The sequence below is a fragment of the Streptomyces dioscori genome (assembly GCF_003024195.1).
Taxonomy (GTDB): domain Bacteria; phylum Actinomycetota; class Actinomycetes; order Streptomycetales; family Streptomycetaceae; genus Streptomyces; species Streptomyces dioscori.
The window spans coordinates 122,311-146,681 of the sequence record NZ_KZ679048.1 but is presented as its reverse complement, the minus strand read 5'-3'; the positions used below and the strand labels follow the sequence as shown (position 1 = coordinate 146,681).

Genomic DNA, 24,371 nt, shown 5'->3' with positions numbered 1-24,371 from the left:
TGCAATCTCCTTCACGACGCGTCCTCGACGGCGTTGAGTTCCGGTACGACGATGCTGAGTTCCGGTATGGGGAAGACCAGCCGGCCGCCCCACTCGTGCACGAAGGACAGCTGCTCGACCAGTTCGGTGCGCAGGTTCCACGGCAGGACGAGCACGTAGTCCGGCTTGTCGGCGGCGATCTGCTCGGGCGCCAGGATCGGGATACGGGTGCCCGGGGTGAACCTGCCGTGCTTGTACGGGTTGCGGTCGACGGTGTAGGCGAGCAGGTCGGGCCGGATGCCGCAGTGGTTGAGCAGGGTGTTGCCCTTGCCGGGGGCGCCGTAGCCGACGACGGTCTCGCCGCGCTCGGCGGCCTCGATGAGGAACTTCAACAGGTCCCGGCGGACCTTGGCGACCCGGGCGGAGAACTCGGTGTACCCGGACAGCTCCTGGAGCCCGGCGGCCTTCTCCCTGGCCAGGACGTCGGCCACCCGCTGCGACGGCTCGCCCGCCACCTCGGCGGGGCGGGCATGGAGCCGGATGGACCCGCCGTGCGTGGGCAGCAACTCGACGTCCACGAGAGCGAGTCCGCCGCTGGCGAGGGCCCGGATCGCGGACGCGACCGTGTAGTACTGGAAGTGCTCGTGGTAGATCGTGTCGTACTGGTTGTCCTCGATGAGGGTCAGCAGGTGCTGCACCTCGATGGAGACCCAGCCGTCGTCGGCGACCAGGGCGCGCAGTCCCTGGGTGAAGCCGACCACGTCGGGGATGTGCGCGTACACGTTGTTGGCGACGACGAGGTCCGCCGGGCCGTGCTCGGCGCTGACGGCGGCGCCGGTCTCCGGGGACAGGAACTCCGTGAGCGTGGGCACGCCCGCGTCCCGTGCGGCGGCGCCGACGTTCACCGACGGCTCGATGCCCAGGCAGCGGATCCCCCGGTCCACCACGTGCTTGAGCAGATAGCCGTCGTTGCTCGCGACCTCGACCACGAAGGCGTCGGGGCCGAGGCCCACCCGCTCCACGGCGTCGGCGACGAACGTCCGCGCGTGCTCCACCCAGGAGGTCGAGAAGGAGGAGAAGTACGCGTACTCCTTGAACGTGTCCTCCGGGGTGATCAGCGGCGGGATCTGCGCGAGCCAGCAGTCGGTGCACACCCGCAGGTGCAGCGGGTACGCCGGTTCCGGTTCGTCCAGTTGTCCCGCGGCGAGGAAGCTCTCGCACGGCGGGGTCGCTCCCAGGTCGACGACGCTTTCGAGCGCCGCCGAGCCGCAGAGTCGGCATCGTGTCATCTACTGCCCCCATCCCGCTCGCGCCGGTGCCCCCGGCGCGAGCCAGTGTTTCCCTCACGTAGCGGCGGCGGGCCGTCCCCGCCGCCGGACCGGCCCGCGATCGCGGAGCGGTACCCCTCCACCAGGCGTTCGAGGCCGACGGCCGGGCTGAAGCCCTGCTCGTACCGGCGTCGGGCCGCCCGGCCCATTTCCTGGTTGCGCTCCTGCTCGGCCGTGATCCGGCGCAGGCAGGAGGCGAGCGAGGCGGGGTCGCCCGGCCGGTGCAGCAGCCCGCTCACCCCGTCCTCGACGAGTTCGACGAACGCGCCGTGTGCGGCGGCCACGGTCGGGACCCCGGCCGCCATGGCCTCCACGACGACCAGGCCGAACGCCTCCAGCCAGGTCGAGGGGGCCACCACGGCGACCGACCGCGCGATGGCCTGCCGGCATTGGGCGGGGTCGTACAGGCCGACGTACCGCACGTCGTCACGGTCCGCCGCCCAGGCGCTCACCTCGGCCTCCAGCGGTCCTGTGCCGGCGATCATCAGCGGTACGCCCACCCCGCCGGCCGCCGCGAGCTCGTCCCACGCGGCCATCAGCAGCCGTACGCCCTTGGCCTCCGCGAGGCGGCCCAGATAGAGCACATGCTCGCCGGGGCCCGTGCGGCGGGCGTCCGGTTCGGGCACGAAATTGTGCTTCACCGCGAGGCGTTCGGCGGGCATCCCGGACCGCACCAGGACGTCGCGCTGCGCGGCGGAGATGCAGAAGAAGCGCTCCACCCCTGACCACCAGCGCCGCCGGTTGACCGACAGGCTGACCGCGAGCGGTACCGTCGCGAGCCGGGAGCCGCGGTAGCAGCCGTGCCGGACGGCGGGCAGCGGCGACGAGCCGACGCACTCGGTGCACGGCCTGCCGTCCCGCTGGAGCGTGCCGGGCGGGCAGACCTGCGTGTAGTTGTGCAGCGTGGCCACGGCGGGCACGTCCGCGTCGGCGCAGGCGGCGAGCACCGCGGGCGACAGGAGCGGGAAGACGTTGTGGATGTGCACCACGTCCGGCCTCTCGGTACGCAGCCGGTCGGCCAGCTCCGAGCGGACCGCCGGGTTCCACGGCACCAGGAGCGGCAGCGCGCCCTTGCCCAGCAGGGAGCGGCCGGCGATGTCGTCGCTGCGCCGCTCGAACACCTCGACCCGGTGACCGGCCGCGCGCAGCAGCTCGGCCTCCTGGTCCACGACGTTGTTCTCCCCGCTCGGCTGCGCCGAGTTGTAGCGGTTGTGCACCACGAGGACACGCATGGTCGAGGTCACCTCCCTTCCTTGGCCCAGCGCGGGACATGTCGTCTGGGGACCACTGGCTTCAATGGCGGCGCGGGCGGGGCGGGTACCGCCAACAGCGAGGCGGCCAGGGCCAGATGGAGCAGATACGGCGAGGCGTCGCCGAGGCCCGCCTCGGTGTACGACGCGATCGCGCAGTAGCTGATCAGGAAGATCGCGCAGGCTCTCGGCAGTGACGGCGGGCGCAGCAGCGCGACCCCGCCCAGCACGGCGAAGACGGCCGCGACGAGGGTGACGCCGATCCAGCCCTGCTCGTGGTAGACGGCCAGCCAGCTGTTGTCGATCGGCAGTCCGCCGAAGGACTTGTCGCCCAGGCCCATTCCGAACAGCTTCTCCCCGGTCGTCCGGGGTTCCGCCAGCAGCGCGTCCCACACCTTGGCCCGGCCGGTGAGGCTGGTGAGGTTCTCCTGGCTCTGGCCGCGCAGGAACCAGGTCCGCAGCGCGGAGGCGAACCCCACCGCGGCCACCACGGCGACGAGCACCGCCCAGGTGAAGAAGCGGCGGGCGGCGGCGCTGGTCAGCACGAGTGAGCCGATCGCCAGCACAAGACCGATGAGCATGCCGATGGTGGCCGTACGGGTGTGGGTGAGCGCGAGCAGGACGAGCGAGGGCACGATGACGACCGTCGCGCTGGTGCGGTCGGCCCGGCGGCCCAGCACGAGCAGCACGGTCAGCCCGATGATCACCGCGGCGTACTGGCCGATCTGCGGCGGGGTGAGCGGCCACAGGGCGCCGACCAGCCGTCCGCCGTACAGCTCGGGCATGGCCGCGCCCGGGGAGACGACCAGTCCGGCCGCGACGGACGCGAGCACCGCGAAGTACATGCGGATGTGGTGCCGTACGAAGGTCAGGTCACCGTTCCACCAGCGGCTGAGCAGCCACAGGGTGGCGACGAAGAGAGCGAGCCGGGTGCAGCGGAACAGGGCACCCAGCCCGGACTCCAGTTGCAGGCTGGAGATCAGGCTGGGCACCAGCAGCAGGGTGAGCAGGAGCACGAAGGCGCTGGGCCGGATACGCAGCCGGAGATTGAGCGCGAGCGCCAGCGTGAACGCGGCGACCAGCGCGCCCATGGTGACCAGCTGGATGAGCGAGCGCGGCAGCGGGACGATGGTCTTCGCCCCGGCGGAGCCCAGCGTGTTGAGGATCAGCAGGCCCCAGACGACGCCGACGAGTTTCGGTGTGCCGCTGCGCAGGTCCTCGGTCATCTCAGCCACCGGCCCGCGGGTCGAGGGTGCTGCCGGTGTCCTGCTGGTAGGGCGTGGCCTGCCACTGGCCGAAGTCGAGCACCCGGCTGGGGTCGTGGACGACGAACTGCCAGGGTCCGACGTACACGTTGTCGTGCCAGCGGTTGTGCTGCTTGCGGGTGATCGCCTCGGCGACCTTCTCGCCCTTGTACGGCGACCACTTGGGGTAGGTGCCGTAGTTGGACAGCACCGCCATGCGGTCGCACTTCGCCGTGCACTTGACGACGGACTTGTCCAGCGTGAAGCGGTTGTCGTGGATGTCCACGCGCTGGGTCTTCCACCGGCAGTCCCCGTAGAGCGGTGCCTTGGCGATCGCGGGCCGTTTGCAGCGGTCGGTGTCCCGCATCAGCAGGGTGCAGTCGCCGGAGGAGGTGTTGGCGGGGCTGTTGCAGAACCGGTCGGCGTTCTCCCACAAGGTGATGCCGGACCAGTTGTCCTCCAGCACGTTCCCGTAGATCTCGATCTTGTCGGTGCGGGCGTGGACCCGGGGTTCGCCGCCGGACTCGGACAGATAGACGGTCGCGAAGGGGAAGCTGTCGCCGCGCTCGGCGTACTCGCGCCCCTCGACCCAGTTGTTGCGCCGGATCGTGTTCTTCCGGATGACCGCGTTGTAGCTGGTCTCGTACATCAGCGCGGCGCCGTCGTTGTCCTCAAGGACGTTGTTCTCGATACGGAAGTCGTTGTTGTTGGTGTCCGCCCACAGTCCGGCGCCACGGTTGTCGTGCACCCAGTTGCCGCGGATGTCGGCGCCGTCGACGGCCCAGAACTTGACGCCTCCGGTGCAGCCGCAGCCCTCCCGCCGCCGCTCCCAGTCACCGGTGTTGTTGCCCGTGATCTCGTTGCCCTCGACGACCAGGTCCTTGAGGGGGCCGCCGGCCTTGTACGCGTTCATGCCGTACTGGCCGTTGGCGCGCAGACAGCTGGCGCGGACCTGCTGGCGGGCTCCGGCCATCAGCCCCGCGCCGGAGTTGCGCTGGATCGTGGCGTGCTCGATCACCCATCCGTCGGCGGAGTCGTGGTTGACCACGCCCTCGTCGTGCGGCGCGACGAAGTTCTGCACGGTGAGATGGCTGATGGTGACGTCACGGGCGGTGCCGCCGAACGCGTACTGGTTGGTCCTGCGGCCGTCGAGGACCGCACCCGGCGCACCGAGGTAGCGGTTGCCCTTCTTGGGGATGACCTGGGCGTAGCGGTCCGCTTCGAGGCGGTGTGTGCCCGGCTTGAGCCAGAACGTGGTGTTCGCGGGGCTGTTCTTGGTCTTGGCGGCCAGGTCACCGGTCTTCGCGGGGTCGACCGTCACCGCTCCCGCCGGTGCCTTCGCCGGTCCGGCCGCGGGCTTGGCGCACACCCCGGCCACGGACCGGGCGCCGGACGTGGACGGCGCGGCGGTCGGCTCCGACGGGGGGCCCGGCGTGCTCACACACCCGGTCGCCAGCACGGCCAGCGCCGCCACCGGCAACGCCCGCCTCCGCCACTTGAATCGCACGTGTCCTCCCCTCCCTAGTCGCGGAACCTGAGTACGGTCGTGAACTGTCGCGCGCTGTCGGCGAAGCCGGTGCCGACGAGCGTGGTGGCGGGCTCCTTGCGTCCGAAGCCCGCCGAGTACCAGCCGAGCGGCGGGTCGCTCTCGCCGCGGTGCGCCCGCCAGTTCAGCTCTCCGGGCAGTTCGAGGACGGCGGTGCGGTGCTCGCCGTCGCGCGTCCAGGTGAGTACGGCCCTCTCCCCCGTCAGGTCCGCGGTGACCGCCGGGCCGAGGTGGAAGGCGAGGCGCGCGGCCCGGCGCGGGCCCCGTACCTCGTCGATCACACGCAACTCCGCTGTGTCGGCGTCCAGTTCCACCCGGCGGCGGTGCACCGAGTCCTGGTAGCCGTCGTGTTCGGCGCACCAGCGGGAGACGCCCTCGTCGGAGGTGCGCGCGTCGAGGACGCGGGTGCGGGCGTGCCGGGTCCACAGGAACGGGCCGCCGGAGACGGACTGGTCGGTGCCGTCCAGTTCCAGGGTGTTGTGGCCGAGGGTGGAGCGGAAGTACTGCCGCCACTCGGGCTGCCCGTGGTAACAGAACGTCCCCGGGTCGGCGAGGACGTCCACCCCGTCGTGCCGGACCTCCACGGACAGCGCGTCCGCGTGTGCGTGCGCGGCGATGGACAGGAAGCCGTGCGGTCCGCCGTCACAGCGGCACCAGATCCCGTCCGGGCCCCGGAGGACGGTGAGCCCGGCGTCGGCGAAGTGGGCCGGGCGGGTTGCCGGGCGGGTTACCGGGCGGGTCACAGTCGCCGGGGTCCCGTCGGGCGGGGACGGCTCGTTCTCCGGGTTCGGCCGCGCCTTCGTGGACGGGCGGACGAGCGCGGCCAGCAACGGGGTGCGTACGTCGGTGCCGGTCACCTCCGGCCACCAGTCGAGCCGGCCGAACACGGCGTCGCCGGTGGCCAGGAGCGAGGCCCAGCGGTCGGTGCCCGTGCCGTCCACGACCAGACCGTGTCCGTCGTCCGCGTCCCCCTGGCGCGGTGGCCGCAGCCGGTCGTCCACGACGGCGGCGAGCGCGTCGGTCATCCGCAGCAGCACCAGGCGGACCGTCGCGGGGACGGGTACGTCGGCGGCGTCCGCCTCGGCCAGCGCGGCCAGACCGAGCTCCAGGACGAGTCCGTGGTACTCGCTGGCCAGCTCGCGATTGAGGCCGGACAGGAAGGTGTTGGCGCGCAGGTGCCGGTCGAGGGAGCGCAGCGCGTCGGCGCGCCACCGGGCGGAGGAGGGGAACCAGTCGAACGCGCAGGCCGCCGCGAACTGTCCGGCGGCCTCGGCGATGATGTGGTTGTTCGCCGACGAGCCCCGGCTGGGGAAGGCGGCGAGCCAGCGCTGGTGGTGCCAGATCTGGTTGCGCGCCACCGCGTTGTCCTCGAACAGCCCGGCCGCGCCCTGCCAGCCGTCGAGGAGCCGGCGGATCCACACCCAGGACAGCAGCCGGATGCCCAGCTCGATACCGCTGATCCAGTGCACGCCCTGCAGCGGCGGGTTGACCGTCCACCACGACCGCAGATGTGCGGCCACGCGCTCGGCGTACTGCTCGTTCCCGGTGATCGCGTAGGCGGCGGCGAGCACGGTGAGGTACTGGTGCCGGGACGGCTCCCAGATCTGCTTGATGTCCCCGGCCGCGTCCTCGCTGCGGTACGGCACGTCGAAGGCGTAGCCCCCCGGGGCCCGTCGCCCGGTCTTCGGGTCGTACCACCAGTCCGGGTCGGCCAGGTCGTCGCGGACCACCCCGAAGAACTCGGCGTGGCCGTCCATCAGCCGGTCCGCCTCGGCGAGGAGGCGTTTCGCGGCGTCCGGGGGTATCGCGGCGACCGCCCCGGCGGGCAGTGCCGCGGTGAACCGGGCGCCGGTCACGCTCGGCGCGTCGGGCTGTGCCGCCCGCCACCGCCGTCTGCGTACCGTGTCGCCCGCCCGGCCGGCGACCTCCAGCGGTCCCATCCGGGACAGTCGCCGCAGATACCAGCCCGCGGTGGTGCTCACGGTCATCGGGCCCCCGTCAACGTCACCGGCACGCCGCCGGCCAGTCCGGACGGCACGGCGAGGGTGGCCGCAGTGGTGGCGACCAGCGACTCCAGCGGCACCGGCATGGGCCCGCCGGTCCGCACGGCCCTGATGAACGCGGCCAGTTCGGCGTTCTGCCCCTTGTCCCGGGCCTTGGGCAGCCGCGAACTGACCCACCGCTTGCGGCCGGTCCCTCCGTCGGAGTACACGGAGGCACGGACGAAGTCGTCGAGCCGCAGCACCTTGCCGTCAGCGACGAGGTCCAGGGTCTCCTTGGGGAAGCCGGCCGCGCCCGTGGTGACGTAACTGATGGTGGCGGTGGACCCGTCGGGGTAGCGCAGCACCACGTTCAGGTCCTCGTTGCCGGGCGCGGCGGTGGCGTACACCGAGACCGGGTCCGCGTCGAGGAGCCAGCTCGCCGTGTCGATGAAGTGGCCGCCCTCACCTGCGAACCGGGAGCCCTCGGTGCCCTGCTGGAGGTACCAGCTGCCGTGCTGCAGGCGGCCCGCGTTGACCAGGTAGCGCAGGCTCGCCGGGCCGGTCCGGGCGCCGAACTTCTCCTTGGCCTCCTGGAGCAGCGGGGCGAAGCGGCGGTTGAAGCCGACCTGCAGCCGGTCGTTGCCGGACTCCTCCACCGCCGCGAGCACCCCGGCCAGCTCGTCCTCGGAGAGCGCGAGGGGCTTCTCCACGAACACGGCCTTGCCCGCGAGGAGCGCCCTGCGGGTGAGTTCGGCGTGCGAGCTGTGCCGGGTGACGACGAACACCGCGTCGACGGACTTGTCGTCGAGCATGGCGTCGAGGTCGGTGCTCGCCTCCTCGAAGCCGAACTTCCGCTTGGCGTTGGCCGCCGAGAGGGCCGTCGTGGTGACGACCGTGGACAGTTCGACGCCGTCGCGCTGTGCCAGGTGCGGCAGCAGCATCGACGTCGCGTAGTTCCCGGCGCCGGCGAACGCGACCCGCACGGGCGCGTGGGCCGACCGGGGCGGGGCGGGCGGCTTCCCACCGCGTCGCACCTCGGGCACGGTCACCGAGGGCGCGGGGGTCTCCGCGGCGCCTTCGGCCGGGTCCTCGGTGCGGCCGGGGTAGCGGAACAGCACGGCGACGGCCTTCAACTCGCCGTCCTTGAGGCGCTGGTACGTCTCGACGGCGTCGTCGAAGTCGGCGACGTGCGAGATCAGGGGCTCCACGTCGACGCGGCCACGGGCGGCGAGGTCGAGGAAGCACGCCAGGTTGCGGCGCTCGGTCCAGCGCACATAGCCGATCGGGTAGTCGCGTCCCTCCAGCTCGTACGCCGGGTCGTAGCGCCCGGGGCCGTAGCTGCGCGAGAAGCGGACGTCGAGTTCCTTCTCGTAGTACGCGTTCCAGGGCAGGTCAAGACGGCACTTGCCGATGTCGACGACCCGGCCGCGGTCGCGGCAGAGCCGGGCGGCCAGTTCGACGGGCTGGTTGCTGCCGCCGCCCGCCGCCAGATACACCTGGTCCACGCCGTGGCCGTCGGTGAGTTCGGCGACGGCCGCTTCCACGGCCGCGGACCCGGGGTCGCCGCAGGCCGCGGCGCCGAGGCGTTCGGCGAGTTCGCAGCGCGCCGGGTCGGGGTCGGCCCCGACGACACGTACGCCCGAGGCGGTGAGGAGCTGCGCCACCAGCTGACCGATCAGACCGAGGCCGATGACCAGGGCCACCTCGCCGAGCTGCGGCTCGCCCTGCCGGACGCCCTGCATGGCGATCGACCCGACGGTGCCGAAGGCCGCGTGCCGTGGCGCGAGACCGTCCGGGACCGGGGTGTAGAGGTTCTTCGGCACCCAGTTCAGCTCGGCGTGCAGCGCGTGCTCGTTGCCCGCGCAGGCCACGAGGTCGCCGACCTTCACGTCGTCGGTCCCGGGGCCGACCTGCTCGACCACCCCGCACAGCGAGTAGCCGAGCGGGGTGTACGAGTCCAGCTTGCCCATCACCTTGCGGTAGGTGGCGGGCACGCCGTTGGTGGCCACGCTCTGCATGACCTTGGCCACCTGGTCCGGCCGGGAGCGGGCCTTGCCCACCATCGACATACCGGCCTCGGACACCTTCATGAGCTCGGTGCCGGTGGAGATCAGCGAGAAGGCGCTGCGGACCAGCACGCCGCCGGGCTTGCACCCCGGCACGGGCACGTCGAGCAGCGCCAGTTCGCCGCCCTTGTAGTTCTGCACAACCTGTTTCACCCGAGCTCCTCTTGATTTCTACGCCGTCGTGCCGTCATGCCGCCTGGCTCCGGTCGGAGCCGGAGGTCGCGTCGCGGTACCAGTACTCCAGGGTCAGGACATGCCACAGGTGCTTGGAGAAGTCCCGCTGCCCCGCGGCGTCCTCGGCGACCATGCGGGCCAGCGCGTCGCGGCGCAGGATCCCGGAGCTGACGAGCACGCCGTCGTTCACCACCTCGCGCACCAGGGGTGCCAGGTCCCGGCTCATCCAGGCCCGCAGCGGGGCGCTGAACAGGCCCTTGGGCCGGTAGACGATCTCCCGGGGCAGGACCGAGGTGGCCGCCTCCTTGAGGACCGCCTTGCTCTGCCGTCCGGCGATCTTCCGGTGGCCGGGGAAGGCGAACGCCGCCTTGACCACCTCGACGTCCACGTACGGCACCCGCACCTCGGTGGACGCGGCCATGCTGGAGCGGTCGGTGTAGGCGAGGTTGAGGCCCGGCAGGAACATCCGGGCGTCGCCCAGGCACATGCGGTTGACGAAGTCGTCGAGTTCGTTGTCCTCGTAGACGTCCGCGTGCTCGGTCAGCACGTCGTCGACCGTCCCGGCCAGGTCAGGGTTGACCAGGGCGAGCAGTTCGTCCTGGTCGTACATGGTGTAGCTGCGCCGGAACGCGGTCTCCTCCGGCAGGTCGGCGAAGGACAGGAACCGCTTGGCGAAGCGCACCGACCGGAAGCCGCGGCGGGAGGTGGCGACCGGCAGGCGGTCCACCGTCGCGGACAGGCCGCGCCGCAGGGGCCGCGGGACGCGCTGGTAGCGCAGCGCGAGCAGGTTGGCGAGGTGTTTGCGGTAGCCGGCGAACAGTTCGTCCGCGCCCATGCCCGAGAGCATCACCTTGACCCCGGCCTCGCGGGCGGCCGAGCAGATCAGGAAGGTGTTGATCGCGGCGGGGTCGCCGATCGGCTCGTCCAGGTGGTGGGTCATCCGCGGCAGCAGGTCGAGCACGTCCGGGGCGATCTCGATCTCGTGGAGGTCGACGCCGAACTGCCCGGCGACCTGCCGGGCGTAGCGCAGGTCGTCCGGCATCGCCTCGAACTTGGCGTCCTCGGCGCGGAATCCGATCGTGTAGGCGGAGATCCCGGGCCGGTCGCGGGCCGCCAGCGCGGTGAGATAGCTGGAGTCGAGACCGCCGGAGAGGAAGGTCGCCACGGGCACGTCGGAGAGCAGGTGCTGCCGGGTCGACTCCTCGACGACGGCGGCCAGGTCCGGGATTTCGCCGCTTCGGGCCCGCTCCTGGCCCTCGGCGGCGACGTCCTTGAGGTTCCAGTACCGGCCGCGCTCGATCCGGCCGTCGGGACGGCAGCGCAGCCAGCTTCCCGGCGGGAGTTTCTCCGCCTCGGTGAACGCGCAGCGCGAGTCCGGCACCCAGTAGTAGAGGAGGGAGGCCACCAGGGCGGCCTGGTCCACCTCCAGTGTTCCGCCGGTCACGGCGGCGAGCGCCTTGAGTTCGGAGGCGAACATCAGGCCCTTGCCGCGCCGGAGCAGGAACAGCGGCTTGATGCCGAGCTGGTCGCGGGCGAGGACCAGTTCCCCTGTCCGCTCGTCGAAGACGGCGAAGGCGAACATGCCGCGCAGCCGGGGCAGGCAGTCGGTGCCCCAGCGGCGCCAGGCCTCAAGGAGCACCTCGGTGTCGGAGGTACCGCGGAACCGCACCCCGGCGGACTCCAGTTCGGTGCGCAGCTGGGGTGCGTTGTACAGCTCGCCGTTGTACGTGAGGGAGAGGCCGTCGGAGACCATCGGCTGGGCGCCGGTCTCGGACAGGTCGATGATGGCCAGCCTGCGGTGCCCGAGGTGCACTTCGCCGTCACCGGCGGAGTGGCTGTAGCGGCCCGCGCCGTCGGGGCCGCGGTGGGCGAGGACATCGGTGAGCCGGTCGGTCACGGCCTTGCCGTCCGGCCACAGGTACGTGCCTGCGATGCCACACATGATCTACCTGGCCTCCTGGTCGCTGTACGGGACACGTGCGGCCGTCATGGAGGGCCGTTCCGTCCGCGGCTGGCCGGTCCCGTGCTGCCGGGCCGGCCGCTCATGGGCGCCGCGCAGCGCGGTGTGCAGCCCGTCCCACAGCGTGCCGTCGGTGCGGTCGCGCGGATCGGGGTCGATGAGCACCACGCCGATCACCGGGATGCGCTGGTCGGCGAGTTGCCGTGCCACGGTGTGCAGCCAGGCGGCGCTGCCGTGTCCGGCGCGTACGACGAGCACGGTCTGGCCGCCGAGGTACTGCAGATCGGTCCAGGCGGTGCCGGGGGCGACCGAGCCGACGCCGAGGCGGCGTGCCTGTTTCGGCACGGCCGCCGCGTCCTCGCCCCGGACCACGGTGGGGCCGCCGGGCTCTTGGCGGCTGTTGGCGAGTTCCCGTCCGGGCAGGCCGTCGATGACGACGACCGGGCCCTCCGCGGCCAGGGCTCTGGCGACGTTCAGGGCGATCACGCCGGTGCTGCGCGCACAGCCCAGTTCCAGCAGCGACACGGGTTCCGCGGAGCCTCGTACCGCGCGGGCCAGGGTCGCGGTGAGGCGTTCGCGGGCGGCGCGGGTCCGGCGGGGCCGCCACAGGCCTGCCGACCAGCGGGGTATCGCGCGCAGTTCCGCGACGACGGAGGCGCCCAGGTTCGCCGTGATCTCCTTGCGCAGTACGGGCCGGTCCGCCACCACCGTGCCGACCGCGGCCAGGCCGAGGCCGATGACGAGCCCGAGGACGAGGCCGATCACGGCGTTGGTTGCGGCGGATCTGGGCAGGGAGTGCTCGACCGCACGCGGGGCGTCCACGATCTGGGTGCCCGCGATGACCTTGGGGGTGCCGGTGCGCGCGTCCGCGGCGCGCTGGTCGAAGTCGGCGATCCGCGAGTTGAGCAGGGCCCGGCGGGCGAAGAGGGACTCAAGGCCGGCCGACGCCTGCGGGTCGCTCTCCGGTGAACGGTCCCCGATCGCGTTGTTGACATCGGTGAGTTCGTCCCGCATACGGTCGCGCTGGTCGAGCAGGGCCTTGGCCTCGGCCTGCGCCGCTTCGCGCATCCGGCGCACATGGTCCGCGACGAAGGCTTCGGCGAGCGCCTTGGCGCGGGCCACCGCCTCCTCGTCGGTCTTGCCCGTCACATCGATCTGCAGCAGGTTGTTGGTCAGGCCGGTGCCCCGGTAATCCTTCATGAAGTCCTCGGGTTTCTCCGGGGACTTGAGGGCCTGCAGGGCCTTGTCGGCGATCCGTGTGGTGCCCAGCAGCGCGACGTCGGTACGGATCAGTGTTCCGGTGTCGTTGGGCTGGTCGTCCTGGTGCACGACCAGCACCTTGGCCGTCGCGCTCGGCGGTGGCGGCAGCAGGACGGCCACGGCCGCGCCGAGCAGCAGCCCGAGGAGTGCCACGGAGCCCCAGAGGCGGCGGCGCCTGCGCACCGCCACGACCAGTGCGTGCAGATCGAGCAGTGGAGTGGCGGCCGACGGCTCCGTGGTCGTACCAGTCGTCATGCCGAACCTCCCGTGGTGGTGCCGGGAACCGCGAGCGCCAGCGGGGTGCTGTCCTCGGGCCGGTCCGCCGAACTCGCCGGCCGGGCCCGGACCGTGCCGGCGACGACGATGCCGACGACCTCGTGCCGGGCGTCCGCGCAGGCCTCGGCGACGGCCGCGAGCTCCCCCGCGGTCCAGCTGCCCGCGCTGAGCACGACCAGGACGCCGGACTCGGTGTCGCGGTCGGGGACCATCGGCTGGGACACCGCGACGTCCACGACCCGCAGCACCGGATCGCTCTTGGCCTCGGCGACGAGCTGATCGGCGGCCCGGCGGGCGGTTTCGTCACCTTCCGGTACGACGACGAGCAGCCGCCGGGGAGCCGGCAACTGGTTGCGCAGGCGCACACACACCCGCCGGTAGCGGATCCGCCGGCCGGCCTCGTCCCCGTAACTCTGCGGGTCGGGGTCGTCCCACCTGGTGTCGACGCCGAGCAGCCGGCGGATCCGGGCCGGCCGGCCGCTGTCCCGCTGCCCGTGCGCGGGGCGTTCCTCGGGTACGTCGACGGTGCCGAGGAGCGTCGAGCCCAGTGCCGCGGCGATCTCCGGTTCGGTGCGCAGCCTGCGGTTCATCCGGGCGGCGGCGAGATGGGCGATCACGGTGAGCAGGAACGCCAGCAGCGCGCCGCCAACGACGAGTTGCACCCGTGTCGGTGGCGCCTCGCCGGTCGGCCGGGCCGCCGGTCCCATCACCACCATGCCGGCCTTGCTGGTCGCCGGGTCGGCCTCGTCCAGTTTCTGCATGGCCTCTTCCAGCGCTGTGCGCAGATTCGCGAGCGCGGTGCGGGCCTGCACGCTCTCCACGGTCTGTCCCGGATCGGCGGCCTTGGACAGCTCGGTGATCCGGCGGTTGGTCTCCTCCACCTGCTGGCGCAGGGCTTCGGGACCCGTGGCCGCGTCGGAGTCGGTGCCGTCACCCGCGACGCGCGCGGCGAAGGCGACGAACTGCTGGGCGGACCGGTCGGCGAGCCGCTGGGCGCGCTCCGGGGAGCCGGCCGTGCCCGAGATCTTGATGATGTTCCCGTTGGCGGCGGCGGCGCTCACCTGGTCCCGCAGGTCGCTGCCGCTGACGCCCTGCCAGCGGAGCGTGGCGGCCACGCGGTCGATCACGACCGAACTGGTCGCGATCTCCGCCTGGGTCAGCAGTTCGCGCTCCTCCCACTGCCCCGGCAGCAGGACCGATGCCACGGCCGTGTACTTCGGCGGGAACAGCACCGAGGTGCCGTAGCCGACGAGCGCGCCCACCACCACGAGGAGGGCGAGGAGCCGCCGGCGCCGGCGGAGAATCCGCCCGATCGTGACCAGGCGTATCGTGTCGTCGCTCAACGGAGCGGCCTCCTCCCTGTGCGGGTGGGGCCGCCCGCCGACACCGGGGTGTGGTCGCGGCAGGCAGCGGTGTAGGCGGCGAGCAGTGCCGCCTGCGAGTTCCGCCAGGAGAGCGGTCCGCTGATCCGCTCCTGGCCGGTCCTGCCCATCTCGGCGCGCTTCGCCGGATCGTCCAGCAGCAGCGCGACGAGCTTCGCGAACTCGGCCTCGTCGTCGGCGGCCGCGTAGACGGCGGCGTCACCGGCGGAGACGCGTGCCTCGCGCAGGTCGAAGGAGACGATCGGCCGGCCCATGGCCATGTACTCCAGGACCTTGTTCATGGTCGACACGTCGTTGAGCGGATTGCACGGGTCGGGCGAGAGGCACACGTCCGCGGTGGACAGGTAGCGCACCAGGTCGGCGTCCGGGATGCGTCCGGTGAACTGCACCTGCTCGGTGAGGCCGAGTTCCCGGGACAGCTCCACCATGGCGTCGAAGGCGTCGCCCGAGCCGACGAACACCGCGTGCCAGTCGGTCCGGCCGAGGTCGTCGCGGAGTTTCGCGAGGGCCCGCAGGGCGTAGTCGACGCCGTCCTGGGGGCCCATGACGCCGAGGTAGCACAGCAGATGGGGCTTGCCGCGCTTGAGTTCCGGCTCGGGCGGTACCGGTTGGAAGCGGTCGGTCTGGGGTGCGCTGCGCACCACGAAGACGTCCTCCGGTCGCTGTCCGCCGCGACTGACCGCGACATCCCGGTAGCTCTCGTTCGTGGCGAGCACGATGTCCGCGGCCCGGTAGGTCATCCGTTCCAGCGCGCACACGCCGCGGTAGAGCAGGTCCTCGCCGCGGTCGAACCGGGAGAGGTACAGCTCGGGCACCAGGTCGTGCTGGTCGAAGACGAACCGCGCGCCGCGCCGCTTCATCCACAGCGCGGGCAGGAACAGCAGGTCGGGCGGGTTGCAGGCGTGGACCACGTCGACCGGGCCGACCTTGCGGGCCAGCCGGAGCGTGTGCCACAGCGCCGCCCCGTACTCCCGCAGATAGCCGGCCGGTCCGCCGGTGGCGGCGCGCAGCGGGTAGCGGTGGATCCGCACCCCGTCGATCACCGTCTCCGGTTCGGTGTCCCGTTTGCTTCCCCGCGGGCAGATGACGTGGACCTCCCAGCCCGCGTCGCGCAGTGTCGTGCACTCCTGCCAGACCCGCCGGTCGAAGGGCACCGACAAGTTCTCCACGAGGATCAGCGCGCGCCGGCCGGTCCTGTCGGTGCCGGTCGTCTCGTCGGACGATGTGTTACCAAGCAAGGCCCATGTACCCCGGTTCGGTCCGGCGCGCCTCGGCGTCGGGAAGGTGGATGAGATCGATGAGCACGGGGCCCTCGCCATGGGGCAGTGCCGACAGGACGGCCGGATCGCGGGTGCCGACCAGGCAGACCTCGGCGTGGTCGAGCACCTCTTCGACGGAGTCCGCGAGGAGGTGCGCGAGGTGCGGCAGCCGGGTCTCGATGTACTCGCGGTTCGCGCCGAGCAGCCGGGAGAGGCTGACGTTGGCGTCGTAGATCTTCAGGTCGTACCCCTTGCCGAAGAGACGTTCCGCCAGTTCGACGAGCGGGCTCTCACGGAGGTCGTCGGTGCCGGGTTTGAAGGACAGCCCGAACAGTCCGGCGCGGCGTTTGCCGGTGCGCTCGACCATCTCCACCGCGCGTTGCAGATGGGCGGAGTTGGAGGGCAGTACATGGGACAGGATGGGCACCGAGACGTCGGCCCGCTGTGCCGCGTGGACCAGGCTGCGCAGGTCCTTGGGCAGGCAGGAGCCGCCGAAGGCGAAGCCGGGCCGCAGATAGGCGGGGCTGATGTTCAGCTTGCGGTCGGCCAGGAACACGTCGATGACCTGGTGCGAGTCCACGCCGAGCGCCTGGCAGACGGCGCCCAGTTCGTTCGCGAAGCCGATCTTGAGGCCGTGGAAGGCGTTGTCGGCGTACTTGATCGCCTCGGCCGTCGGGACCGGTACCCGGAACACCTCGCCGGGCAGTCCGTCGTACAGCGCCCGAACCGCGTCGCCGCTCGCGGTGTCGAGTTCGCCGATGACGGTCTTGGGCGGGTCGAAGAAGTCCCGCACGCTGGTGCCCTCGCGCAGGAACTCCGGGTTGACCGCGACCCCGACGTCCACCCCGGCCGTGCCGCCGACGTACTTCTCCAGGATCGGCAGGAGCAGGTTCAGGCAGGTGCCCGGGAGCATGGTGCTGCGGAACACGACGGTGTGCCGCCCGCCCCGCTCGGCGAGCGCGGCGCCGATCTCCTCGGTAACGCGCTCCAGATAGGTGGTGCACAGGCTGCCGTTGGCCTCCGAGGGCGTGCCCACGCAGACCAGCGAGATCTCGCTGCCCATGATCGCCTCACGGACGTCGTCCGTGGCTCTCAGGGCGCCGGTCCGTACGACATCGGCGATGAGCTCGCCGATACGTTCCTCCACCACCGGGGCCTTGCCGTCGTTGACCAGGTCGACCTTGACCTGGTTGACGTCCACCCCGATGACCTCGTGCCCCATGCTGGCCAGGCACGCGGCTGATACACAGCCCACGTAGCCGAGCCCGAAAACGCTGACCTTCATGATCCGTTTCTCCCCCCATGCAGGCCCTCCCGGCCTGCGGTCCGTGCGCCTGGCGGCTTCCCTCGCCGCAGTCCCCCGCGCATCAGTACGCCCCGTGTCCGTAGAGCACCGCGCGTAGCGTCTTCCACAAGATCACCGTGTCCAGGGCGAGCGACCAGTCCTCGACGTACCGCAGGTCGAGGCGGACCGCCTCCTCCCACGGCAGGTCACTGCGCCCGCTGATCTGCCACAGCCCGGTGAGTCCGGGTTTCACCAGCAGCCGCCGCCGGATGTCCGGGCCGTACGCCGCGGACTCCTCCGGCAGCGGGGGTCTCGGGCCGACTAGCGACATCGATCCGGTGAGTACGTTGACCAGCTGCGGCAGTTCGTCGATCGAGTACCGGCGCAGTACCGCTCCCAGCCGGGTCACCCGCGGATCCCGGCGGAGCTTGAACATGAGACCGGCGCCTTCGTTGCGGTCGGCCAGCGCGGTACGGGCCCGGTCGGCGCCGGCGACCATCGTGCGGAACTTGTAGATGGTGAACTCGCGGCCGTCCTTGCCGACTCTTCGCTGGCGGTAGAACGCCCCGCCCCGGCTCTCCAGCGCCACGAGCAGCCCGACGAGCAGCATCAGCGGCGCGAACAGCAGCAGCAGGACCGCCGCGCCGAGCCGGTCGACGATGCCCTTGACCGCCCGGCGGCCCCCGGTGAAGGCCGGCATGCTGACCCGCAGCAGCGGGATACCGAGCACGGCGTCGACGTGCAGCCGTGGGCCGGCCACCTCCATCAGCACGGGGGCCACGACCATTTCGGCGTCGCTGCCTTCGAGGTTCCAGGCCAGCCGCTGCAGCCGGTCCGGTGACCAGTGCGGGTCCGGGGTGACGGCGACGACCCGGTATCCGTCGCGGCGTACGTGGTTCGCGACGTCCGCCAGCCGGCCGACGACCGGCACTCCGTCCAACTGGTCGCCGTCGGGGGCGAGGCCGTCGGTCGTGCACACCCCGTCCACCCGCCAGCCGAGGTGCGGGAACTTGCGGGCGCGGGTGATCAGGTCGCGCACGGTCTCCGGGCTCCCGGCGGCCAGCACCGGTCTCAGGCAGCGTCCTTCCTTGCGCTGTTTGTGCAGCCTGAGGCGCAGCAGATAGCGCGCGATCATGGTGACGATCGCGATCGCGGGAATCGCGACGAAGATCCAGAGTTTGATGTTGCGCGAGGTCAGGGCGATCCCGCCGAGCGCCAGGACGACGGCGGCCGTGAAGAGCGAGCGGCCGAGCCGGCGGAACTCCTCGGCTCCCTGGCCGAGCACGGCGGGTGCCCAGGACCGGCTCACCGCGAGGGCTCCCAGCACCAGCAGTTCGGTGCCGAAGGCGAGAATCACCCATTTCTCATGCCAGTTGGCCGCGTCCCTGGCCCCAAAGAAGTTGCCGATCCCCGCCACCACGACGGCGGTCGCCACCGTGTCGGTGATGATCACGGTACGGCGGTAGCGCTGTTCCCAGTCGCTCGCGGGCCGGCTGATCGCCTCGTTCGCAAGCCGCCCGCGTGCCGACGGAAAAGGGTTGACTAGATCCCCCCGCTGCACAGAACCCCCCAGGTCCCCAGTGATTCGACGTGTTCGCCTAACACCGCCCCTCCCCCCGGGAGGCCCCCGCCTCCCGCACCGGTCCTCCCCCCGGGAGGCCCCGCCCCCCGTGTCGCGCCGTTCCCTACTTCTCGGGAGGCCCCCGCCTCCCGCGCATGACGATTCCGCTGTGCGGGTGGTACTTGGTCGACGCACCCCGGCTACGGCGGACGCGAAGGTCGTGCCGGACTCTCAAGGTGCGCGGAATCCCGTCGGAACCCCGGGTGCTCCCCGCACTCGAAGGTTCCTCCCGGGCTCCGGGAGTGGATCACTGTCGCGTCGGGTGTCTGGGACGCGACTACTGCCTGTCTGTGGCGTCAAACCTTTTGATCATTATTTGTCGCCATGTGTCCGAACAGCTGAAGCACGGTCAATCTAGACCATGAGGACCAGTATGTAGAGGGGATGTGTGCAACTTGCGCTCATCTTTTGAGTCTTGAGAGTGCCTTGACGAAAAACGGGTGTCGTGTGACCTGTGAACCGCCCCGGGGTCGGTGGAAGCTATGCGCGTTGACTGCAGAGGCCAACTGGGGCCTGCGGTGGGCGTGATGGCCGGTCACGCGCTCGCGGGACGGGTTTGATCCGGTCGAACCGGGAAAGCGCTGGTCGCCGAACCGGGCGATCCACTTCTCGATGCCGGGACCGGCGTCAGGGAGGCCGCGCACGGGCCGGCGGCGCTTGATCAACTCCCTTGCCCGGGTGCCGATCCGGGCTTCAGGAGCACCCGCTCCAGGACGTCGCCGACGGTACCGATCTGGTCGCCGACGCCGTCCCGAAGGGGCCGTTCGTCGAACATGAAAGGCCGGTAATGGCCGTCCGCGTCCGAATGACGAACCGGCCGGGCCCTCACAAGTGGCCTACGCGACCGCTTCTCCCGCAACCGCCCCTCCCGCACCGGCGATCCCGGTCACACCGGCCCCGTCCGGCACGCCCCGGGCCTCGCGCACCGGCTTGTCGAACTGGGTGCGGTACAGCTGTGCGTAGCGGCCGTTCGCGGTCAACAGCTCCTCGTGCGTGCCGCGTTCGACGATGTGGCCCGCCTCGACCACCAGGATCAGGTCGGCGGCCCGTACCGTCGACAGCCGGTGGGCGATCACGACGGCGGTGCGTCCCTCCAGGGCTTCGGCGAGGGCCGCCTGGACCGCGGCCTCCGAGGTGTTGTCCAGGTGGGCGGTCGCCTCGTCGAGGACGACCACGCGCTGGCGGGCGAGCAGGAGCCGGGCGATGGTCATGCGCTGGCGTTCGCCGCCGGAGAGCCGGTAGCCGCGCTCGCCGACCACCGTGTCGAGGCCGTCGGGCAGGGAGCGCACCAGGGCTTCGAGGCGGGCCCGGCGCAGTACGTCCCACAGGTCGTCCTCGGTGGCGTCCGGCCGGGCGAGGAGGAGGTTGGCGCGGACCGACTCGTGGAAGAGGTGGCCGTCCTGGGTGACCATGCCGAGCGTCGCCCGCATCGATTCGGCGCTCACATCGCGGACATCGACGCCGCCGATGCGTACGGAGCCCCCGTCGGCGTCGTACAGCCTGGGCAGCAGGGCGGCGACCGTGGACTTGCCCGCGCCGGACGAGCCGACGAGGGCGACGGTCTGGCCGGGTTCCGCGCGGAAGGAGATGCCGTGCAGGACCTCGGCGCCGCCCCGGGTGTCGAGTGCGGCGACCTCCTCCAGGGAGGCGAGGGAGACCTTGTCGGCGGACGGGTACGCGAAGCGGACGTCGGTGAACTCGACCGAGACGGGGCCCTCGGGCACCGCACGGGCCTCCGGCTTCTCCTCGATGAGCGGCCTGAGGTCGAGCACCTCGAAGACGCGCTCGAAGCTGACCAGCGCGCTCATGACCTCGACGCGCGCCCCGGCGAGCGAGGTGAGGGGCGCGTACAGGCGGGTCAGCAGCAGGGCGAGGGAGACGACGGCGCCCGGCTCCAGGCTGCCGCGCAGGGCGTACCAGCCGCCGAGGCCGTAGACCAGCGCGAGGGCCAGGGCGGAGACGAGGGTGAGGGCCGTGATGAACGCGGTCTGCGCCATGGCCGTGCGCACCCCGATGTCCCGTACGCGGCGGGCGCGGGCCGCGAACTCCGCGGACTCCTCGGCGGGCCGGCCGAAGAGTTTGACCAGGGTCGCGCCGGGCGCGGAGAAGCGTTCGGTCATCCGCGTGCCCATCGAGGCGTTGAGGTCGGCGGCCTCGCGCTGGAGTTTCGCCATGCGCCGGCCCACCCGGCGGGCCGGGATCACGAACACCGGGAGCAGGACGAGCGCGAGCAGGGTGATCTGCCAGGAAAGGGTGAGCATCACGGCGAGCGTGAGCAGCAGCGTCACGACGTTGCCGACCACTCCGGACAGGGTGTTGCTGAAGGCGCGCTGGGCGCCGATCACGTCGTTGTTGAGTCGACTGACGAGCGCGCCCGTACGAGTGCGTGTGAAGAACGCGACCGGCATGCGCTGCACATGATCGAACACGGCTGTCCGCAGATCGACGATGAGTCCCTCGCCCAGCGTCGCGGAGTACCACCGGCTCACCAGGCCGAGCGCCGCCTCGGCGAGCGCGATCACCGCGATGAGCAGGGCGAGCCGGACGACCGTCGCCTCGTCGCCGCCGGCCACGATCGCGTCCACCACACGTCCGGCGAGGACCGGCGTGGCCACGGCCAGCAGGGCCGTCGCCACGCTCAGCACCACGAACTGTCCGATCCGGCGCCGGTGCGGGTGGGCGAATCCGGCGATACGTCGGAGGGTGGCGCGGGCGAAGGGCCGGCGCTCCCGCTGGGCGTTCATGACGCTGTACAACTGCGTCCAGGCTGTCGTCTCCATACTCATGGGACCGACCGTAGAACCTCAAGTTTTATTGAGGTCAAGGGAATCGCGATGACACTCACCGAAACGAATTACCTTCCCGGCATCCCGGCTCCCGCCGAGGCGGGCGACGCGAGGCCGTGCGCAGCGTGTCAGCCCTCGTCCCCGTGTCCGCAACCCCCCGTTGGTGCGGCCCGGAAAGCGTCTCCTGATGTGACTACAGATGCGACGGCCGAACGGCTCCCCCACAGCCTTCCCGGACGCCTTCCGGCCCCGGCCCGGATCCTGACTCTCCGCGGCCGCCTTCCCGTACGGCAGATCCTCTGTCTGCTGCCGCTCGCCCTCGTGGCCGTGGTCGCGGTGCAGCACCGGTCCGTGCTCGCGGAGGGCTTCGGGCATCTCGCCTCGGCGAAATGGCCCTGGCTGCTGGCCGCGGCCGCCGCGACCTGTATGACGTGGGTAGCGGCCTCCGTCACCCGGCAGGGCGCCCTCGTCCAGAAGCTGCCCAAGCGGCGGCTGCTGGCGACCCAGTTCGCGGCGGGTGCGGCCAACCACCTCCTGCCGACGGGGCTCGGCGCGAGCGCCGTCAATCTTCGGTTCATGACGGTGTGCGGGGTGCCGCTGGCCCGTTCGTCGTCCGCGCTCGCGCTGTATCTGCTGGCGGAGTCCGTCGCGCGGGTCGGGCTGCTGCTGGGCCTGCTGATCGCCTTCCCGGACGCGCTACGGGTCGGCGGGCTCGTTCCGGACGGCGCGGTGGGGCCCCTGCTGCTCACCGTCGGCGCGGTGGTGCTCGTCGTGGTGACGGTCCTGCTGCTCGTACGCCGGGTGCGTACCGCCGTGTTCTCCTTCCTGCGGACCGCGCTGGGCGAGGCCCGGTCGGTGCACACGCGGCCCGCCCGCGCGCTGGCGCTGTGGGGCGGCTCGTTCTCGTTCCCCGTCTTCCAGGCGGCGGGCCTGGCCGCGGTCGGCCAGGCGCTGGGGCTGCCGGTGCCGCCGCTGCACATCGCGGTCGCCTATCTGGCGGCCACGGTCGCCGTCGCGCTGGTGCCCACGCCGGGCGGGATCGGCTCGGTGGAGGCCGCGCTGATCGTGGCGCTGGTCGCGGCGGGCGGCCCGGCCGCGCTGGCGACGGCGGTGGTGCTCGCCTACCGCATCATCACGGTCTGGCTCCCCCTGCTGCCGGGGGCGCTCACGCTGGGCGCGCTGGTGCGGCTGAAGGTGATCTGAGCGGGTGCGCTGGCCGCTTGGTGGAGTGTCGCGGCGGGTGCGCTGGGCCGCTTGCTGAAGTGTGGCGGCTGCGGGTGCGCTGGGCCGCTTGCCGAAATGCCACTTGCCGGAGTGTCGCGGCCGCGGGTGCGCTGGGCCGCTTGCCGGAGTGTCGCGGCTGCGGGAGGTGGGTGGTTGGCCGCGCCGTTCCCCGCGCCCCTGAAGGCGGGGCTGCGCCCCTGCCTTCCGCGCACCGCGCCCCGTGGACCTGAGGGCGGGGCTGCGCCCCTGCCTTCAGGGTGGTGCGTGGCTTCTGGGGCGGCTGTGTCGATGGATCCAGGCCAACTTGGTACCTGGCCCGGAACGGGCTCGCCGTCGGGCCGCCGGGGTGGACGGCAGGGCGGACTCGGTTCCCGTACCGGCCGGGCGGGGCGTCAACAGGCCCGGAGATGTACGGAGTTGGCGGCGTTGTCCGTGGGAGATGGCCTGACCTGTGCGGCGGCGCCGCGAACCACCCGTGCGCATGTAGCAAGATGAGCCAGTCCCGCCGGTCGACGCCATGCCGCGACCGACGGGCCGGCACATCCCGGAATCGAGCAGCAGGTGGCTACAAGGTGACGACACACATGACGGGCGTACGCCCTCTCCCCCTTACGACGGGAGGCAGTTGGTGAACCGATACCTCACTGCCCACGACTGGATCCTGGCGGGCGTCTGGCTGATCGCCGGGCTCGTGGCGACCGTCCTGCTCCGCTTTCTTCTGCGCTGGCTGGGCAAGCACGCGACCCGTACCCGGTGGAGCGGCGACGACGTCCTCGTCGACGCCCTGCGCGCGCTGGTACCGGTCGCGGCGATCACGGGCGGCGTGGCCGCCGCCGCGGCCACGCTGCCGCTGACCGGCAAGGTCAACCACACCGTCAACCAGATCCTGACGGTCCTGGTCATGCTCGCCGCCACCATCACCGTGGCCCGGGTCCTCGCCGGTCTGGTGCGGGCCGTCACCCAGTCCCGTTCCGGCGTGGCCGGATCGGCTTCGATCTTCGTCAACATCACCCGGGTCGTCGTCCTGGCCATCGGCTGCCTGGTCGTGCTGCAGACCCTGGGGATATCGATAGCCCCGCTGCTCACAGCCCTGGGCGTGGGCGGTCTCGCGGTGGCGCTGGCCCTCCAGGACACCCTCGCCAACCTTTTCGCGGGCATCCACATCCTCGCCTCGAAGACGATCCAGCCCGGCGACTACATCCGTCTCACCAGCGGGGAGGAGGGGTACGTCGTCGACATCAACTGGCGCAACACCGTCGTACGCAACCTCTCCAACAACCTCGTCATCATCCCGAACGCCCAGCTGTCCAGCACCAACATGACCAACTACAGTCGGCCGGAACAGGAGATGACCCTGATGGTGCAGGTCGGCGTCGGTTACGACAGCGACCTGGAGCATGTGGAGCGTGTCACCTCCGAGGTCGTGACCGAGGTCATGACGGAGATCGAGGGCGCGATGCCCGAGCACGAGCCCGCCATCCGCTTCCACACCTTCGGGGACTCGCGGATCAGCTTCACGGTGATACTGGGCGTCGGCGAGTTCAGCGACCAGTACCGGATCAAGCACGAGTTCATCAAGCGTCTGCACAAGCGGTACCGCCTCGAAGGCATCCGCATCCCCTCCCCCGCGCGCACGGTCGCCCTCCAGCAGAACGGCGTGGCGATCCCCCCGCAGCGCGACGGTTCCCTCTCCCTCCCGTAGAACAGGGGAGGACGGAGCAGGAGAGAACGTCGAGGAGAAGGCGGGGC

15 protein-coding genes are annotated in these 24,371 nt (G+C 71.5%); 2 read left to right on the top strand and 13 right to left on the bottom strand.

Annotated features, from left to right (window positions below):
* Positions 1-11: 11 nt before the first annotated feature.
* From C6Y14_RS26485 to C6Y14_RS26425, 13 genes are all read right to left on the bottom strand, one after another.
* The gene (locus tag C6Y14_RS26485) at positions 12-1,268 is read right to left on the bottom strand and encodes a class I SAM-dependent methyltransferase (protein ID WP_107019340.1); all 1,257 of its coding nucleotides are present in this window, start codon (positions 1,266-1,268) and stop codon (positions 12-14) included.
* Positions 1,265-2,539, bottom strand: a complete 1,275-nt coding sequence (locus C6Y14_RS26480) for a glycosyltransferase (protein ID WP_107019550.1) — start codon at positions 2,537-2,539, stop codon at positions 1,265-1,267. The genes C6Y14_RS26485 and C6Y14_RS26480 overlap by 4 nt, the downstream gene beginning before the upstream one ends.
* Before the next feature lie 8 nt (positions 2,540-2,547).
* Complete coding sequence (locus C6Y14_RS26475) at positions 2,548-3,783, bottom strand: hypothetical protein (RefSeq protein ID WP_107019339.1); 1,236 nt, start codon at positions 3,781-3,783, stop codon at positions 2,548-2,550.
* 1 nt (position 3,784) lies between these two features.
* Positions 3,785-5,308, bottom strand: a complete 1,524-nt coding sequence (locus tag C6Y14_RS26470) for a right-handed parallel beta-helix repeat-containing protein (protein ID WP_107019338.1) — start codon at positions 5,306-5,308, stop codon at positions 3,785-3,787.
* A 14-nt stretch (positions 5,309-5,322) separates the two neighbouring features.
* Positions 5,323-7,335: an alginate lyase family protein gene (locus C6Y14_RS26465; RefSeq protein WP_107019337.1), complete on the bottom strand. Its 2,013-nt coding sequence runs from the start codon at positions 7,333-7,335 to the stop codon at positions 5,323-5,325.
* A complete protein-coding gene (locus C6Y14_RS26460) occupies positions 7,332-9,548 on the bottom strand; it encodes a bi-domain-containing oxidoreductase (protein WP_107019336.1) in 2,217 nt (738 codons plus the stop codon). Before C6Y14_RS26460 ends, C6Y14_RS26465 begins: the two co-directional genes overlap by 4 nt.
* A gap of 34 nt (positions 9,549-9,582) precedes the next feature.
* The gene (gene asnB / locus C6Y14_RS26455; protein WP_107019335.1) at positions 9,583-11,511 is read right to left on the bottom strand and encodes an asparagine synthase (glutamine-hydrolyzing); all 1,929 of its coding nucleotides are present in this window, start codon (positions 11,509-11,511) and stop codon (positions 9,583-9,585) included.
* A gap of 3 nt (positions 11,512-11,514) precedes the next feature.
* Positions 11,515-13,044, bottom strand: coding sequence for a Wzz/FepE/Etk N-terminal domain-containing protein (locus C6Y14_RS26450; protein ID WP_107019334.1), 1,530 nt, complete (start codon positions 13,042-13,044; stop codon positions 11,515-11,517).
* Positions 13,041-14,408 carry a Wzz/FepE/Etk N-terminal domain-containing protein gene (locus tag C6Y14_RS26445; RefSeq protein WP_107019333.1) on the bottom strand — a complete coding sequence of 456 codons (1,368 nt, stop codon included), beginning with the start codon at positions 14,406-14,408 and terminating at the stop codon, positions 13,041-13,043. The genes C6Y14_RS26450 and C6Y14_RS26445 overlap by 4 nt, the downstream gene beginning before the upstream one ends.
* The gene (locus tag C6Y14_RS26440; protein WP_107019332.1) at positions 14,405-15,685 is read right to left on the bottom strand and encodes a glycosyltransferase family 4 protein; all 1,281 of its coding nucleotides are present in this window, start codon (positions 15,683-15,685) and stop codon (positions 14,405-14,407) included. The genes C6Y14_RS26445 and C6Y14_RS26440 overlap by 4 nt, the downstream gene beginning before the upstream one ends.
* On the bottom strand, positions 15,675-16,991 hold the full coding sequence (locus C6Y14_RS26435; protein ID WP_107019331.1) for a nucleotide sugar dehydrogenase: 1,317 nt from the start codon (positions 16,989-16,991) through the stop codon (positions 15,675-15,677). The genes C6Y14_RS26440 and C6Y14_RS26435 overlap by 11 nt, the downstream gene beginning before the upstream one ends.
* Positions 16,992-17,073: 82 nt before the next feature.
* A complete protein-coding gene (locus C6Y14_RS26430) occupies positions 17,074-18,552 on the bottom strand; it encodes a sugar transferase (RefSeq protein WP_107019330.1) in 1,479 nt (492 codons plus the stop codon).
* A gap of 896 nt (positions 18,553-19,448) precedes the next feature.
* The gene (locus tag C6Y14_RS26425; RefSeq protein WP_225891289.1) at positions 19,449-21,398 is read right to left on the bottom strand and encodes an ABC transporter ATP-binding protein; all 1,950 of its coding nucleotides are present in this window, start codon (positions 21,396-21,398) and stop codon (positions 19,449-19,451) included.
* Positions 21,399-21,587: 189 nt separating this feature from the next.
* Between C6Y14_RS26425 and C6Y14_RS26420 the strand changes: the two genes are divergently transcribed.
* The gene (locus C6Y14_RS26420; RefSeq protein ID WP_404828834.1) at positions 21,588-22,601 is read left to right on the top strand and encodes a lysylphosphatidylglycerol synthase transmembrane domain-containing protein; all 1,014 of its coding nucleotides are present in this window, start codon (positions 21,588-21,590) and stop codon (positions 22,599-22,601) included.
* A gap of 649 nt (positions 22,602-23,250) precedes the next feature.
* Complete coding sequence (locus C6Y14_RS26415) at positions 23,251-24,324, top strand: mechanosensitive ion channel family protein (RefSeq protein WP_107019329.1); 1,074 nt, start codon at positions 23,251-23,253, stop codon at positions 24,322-24,324.
* Positions 24,325-24,371 lie beyond the last annotated feature (47 nt).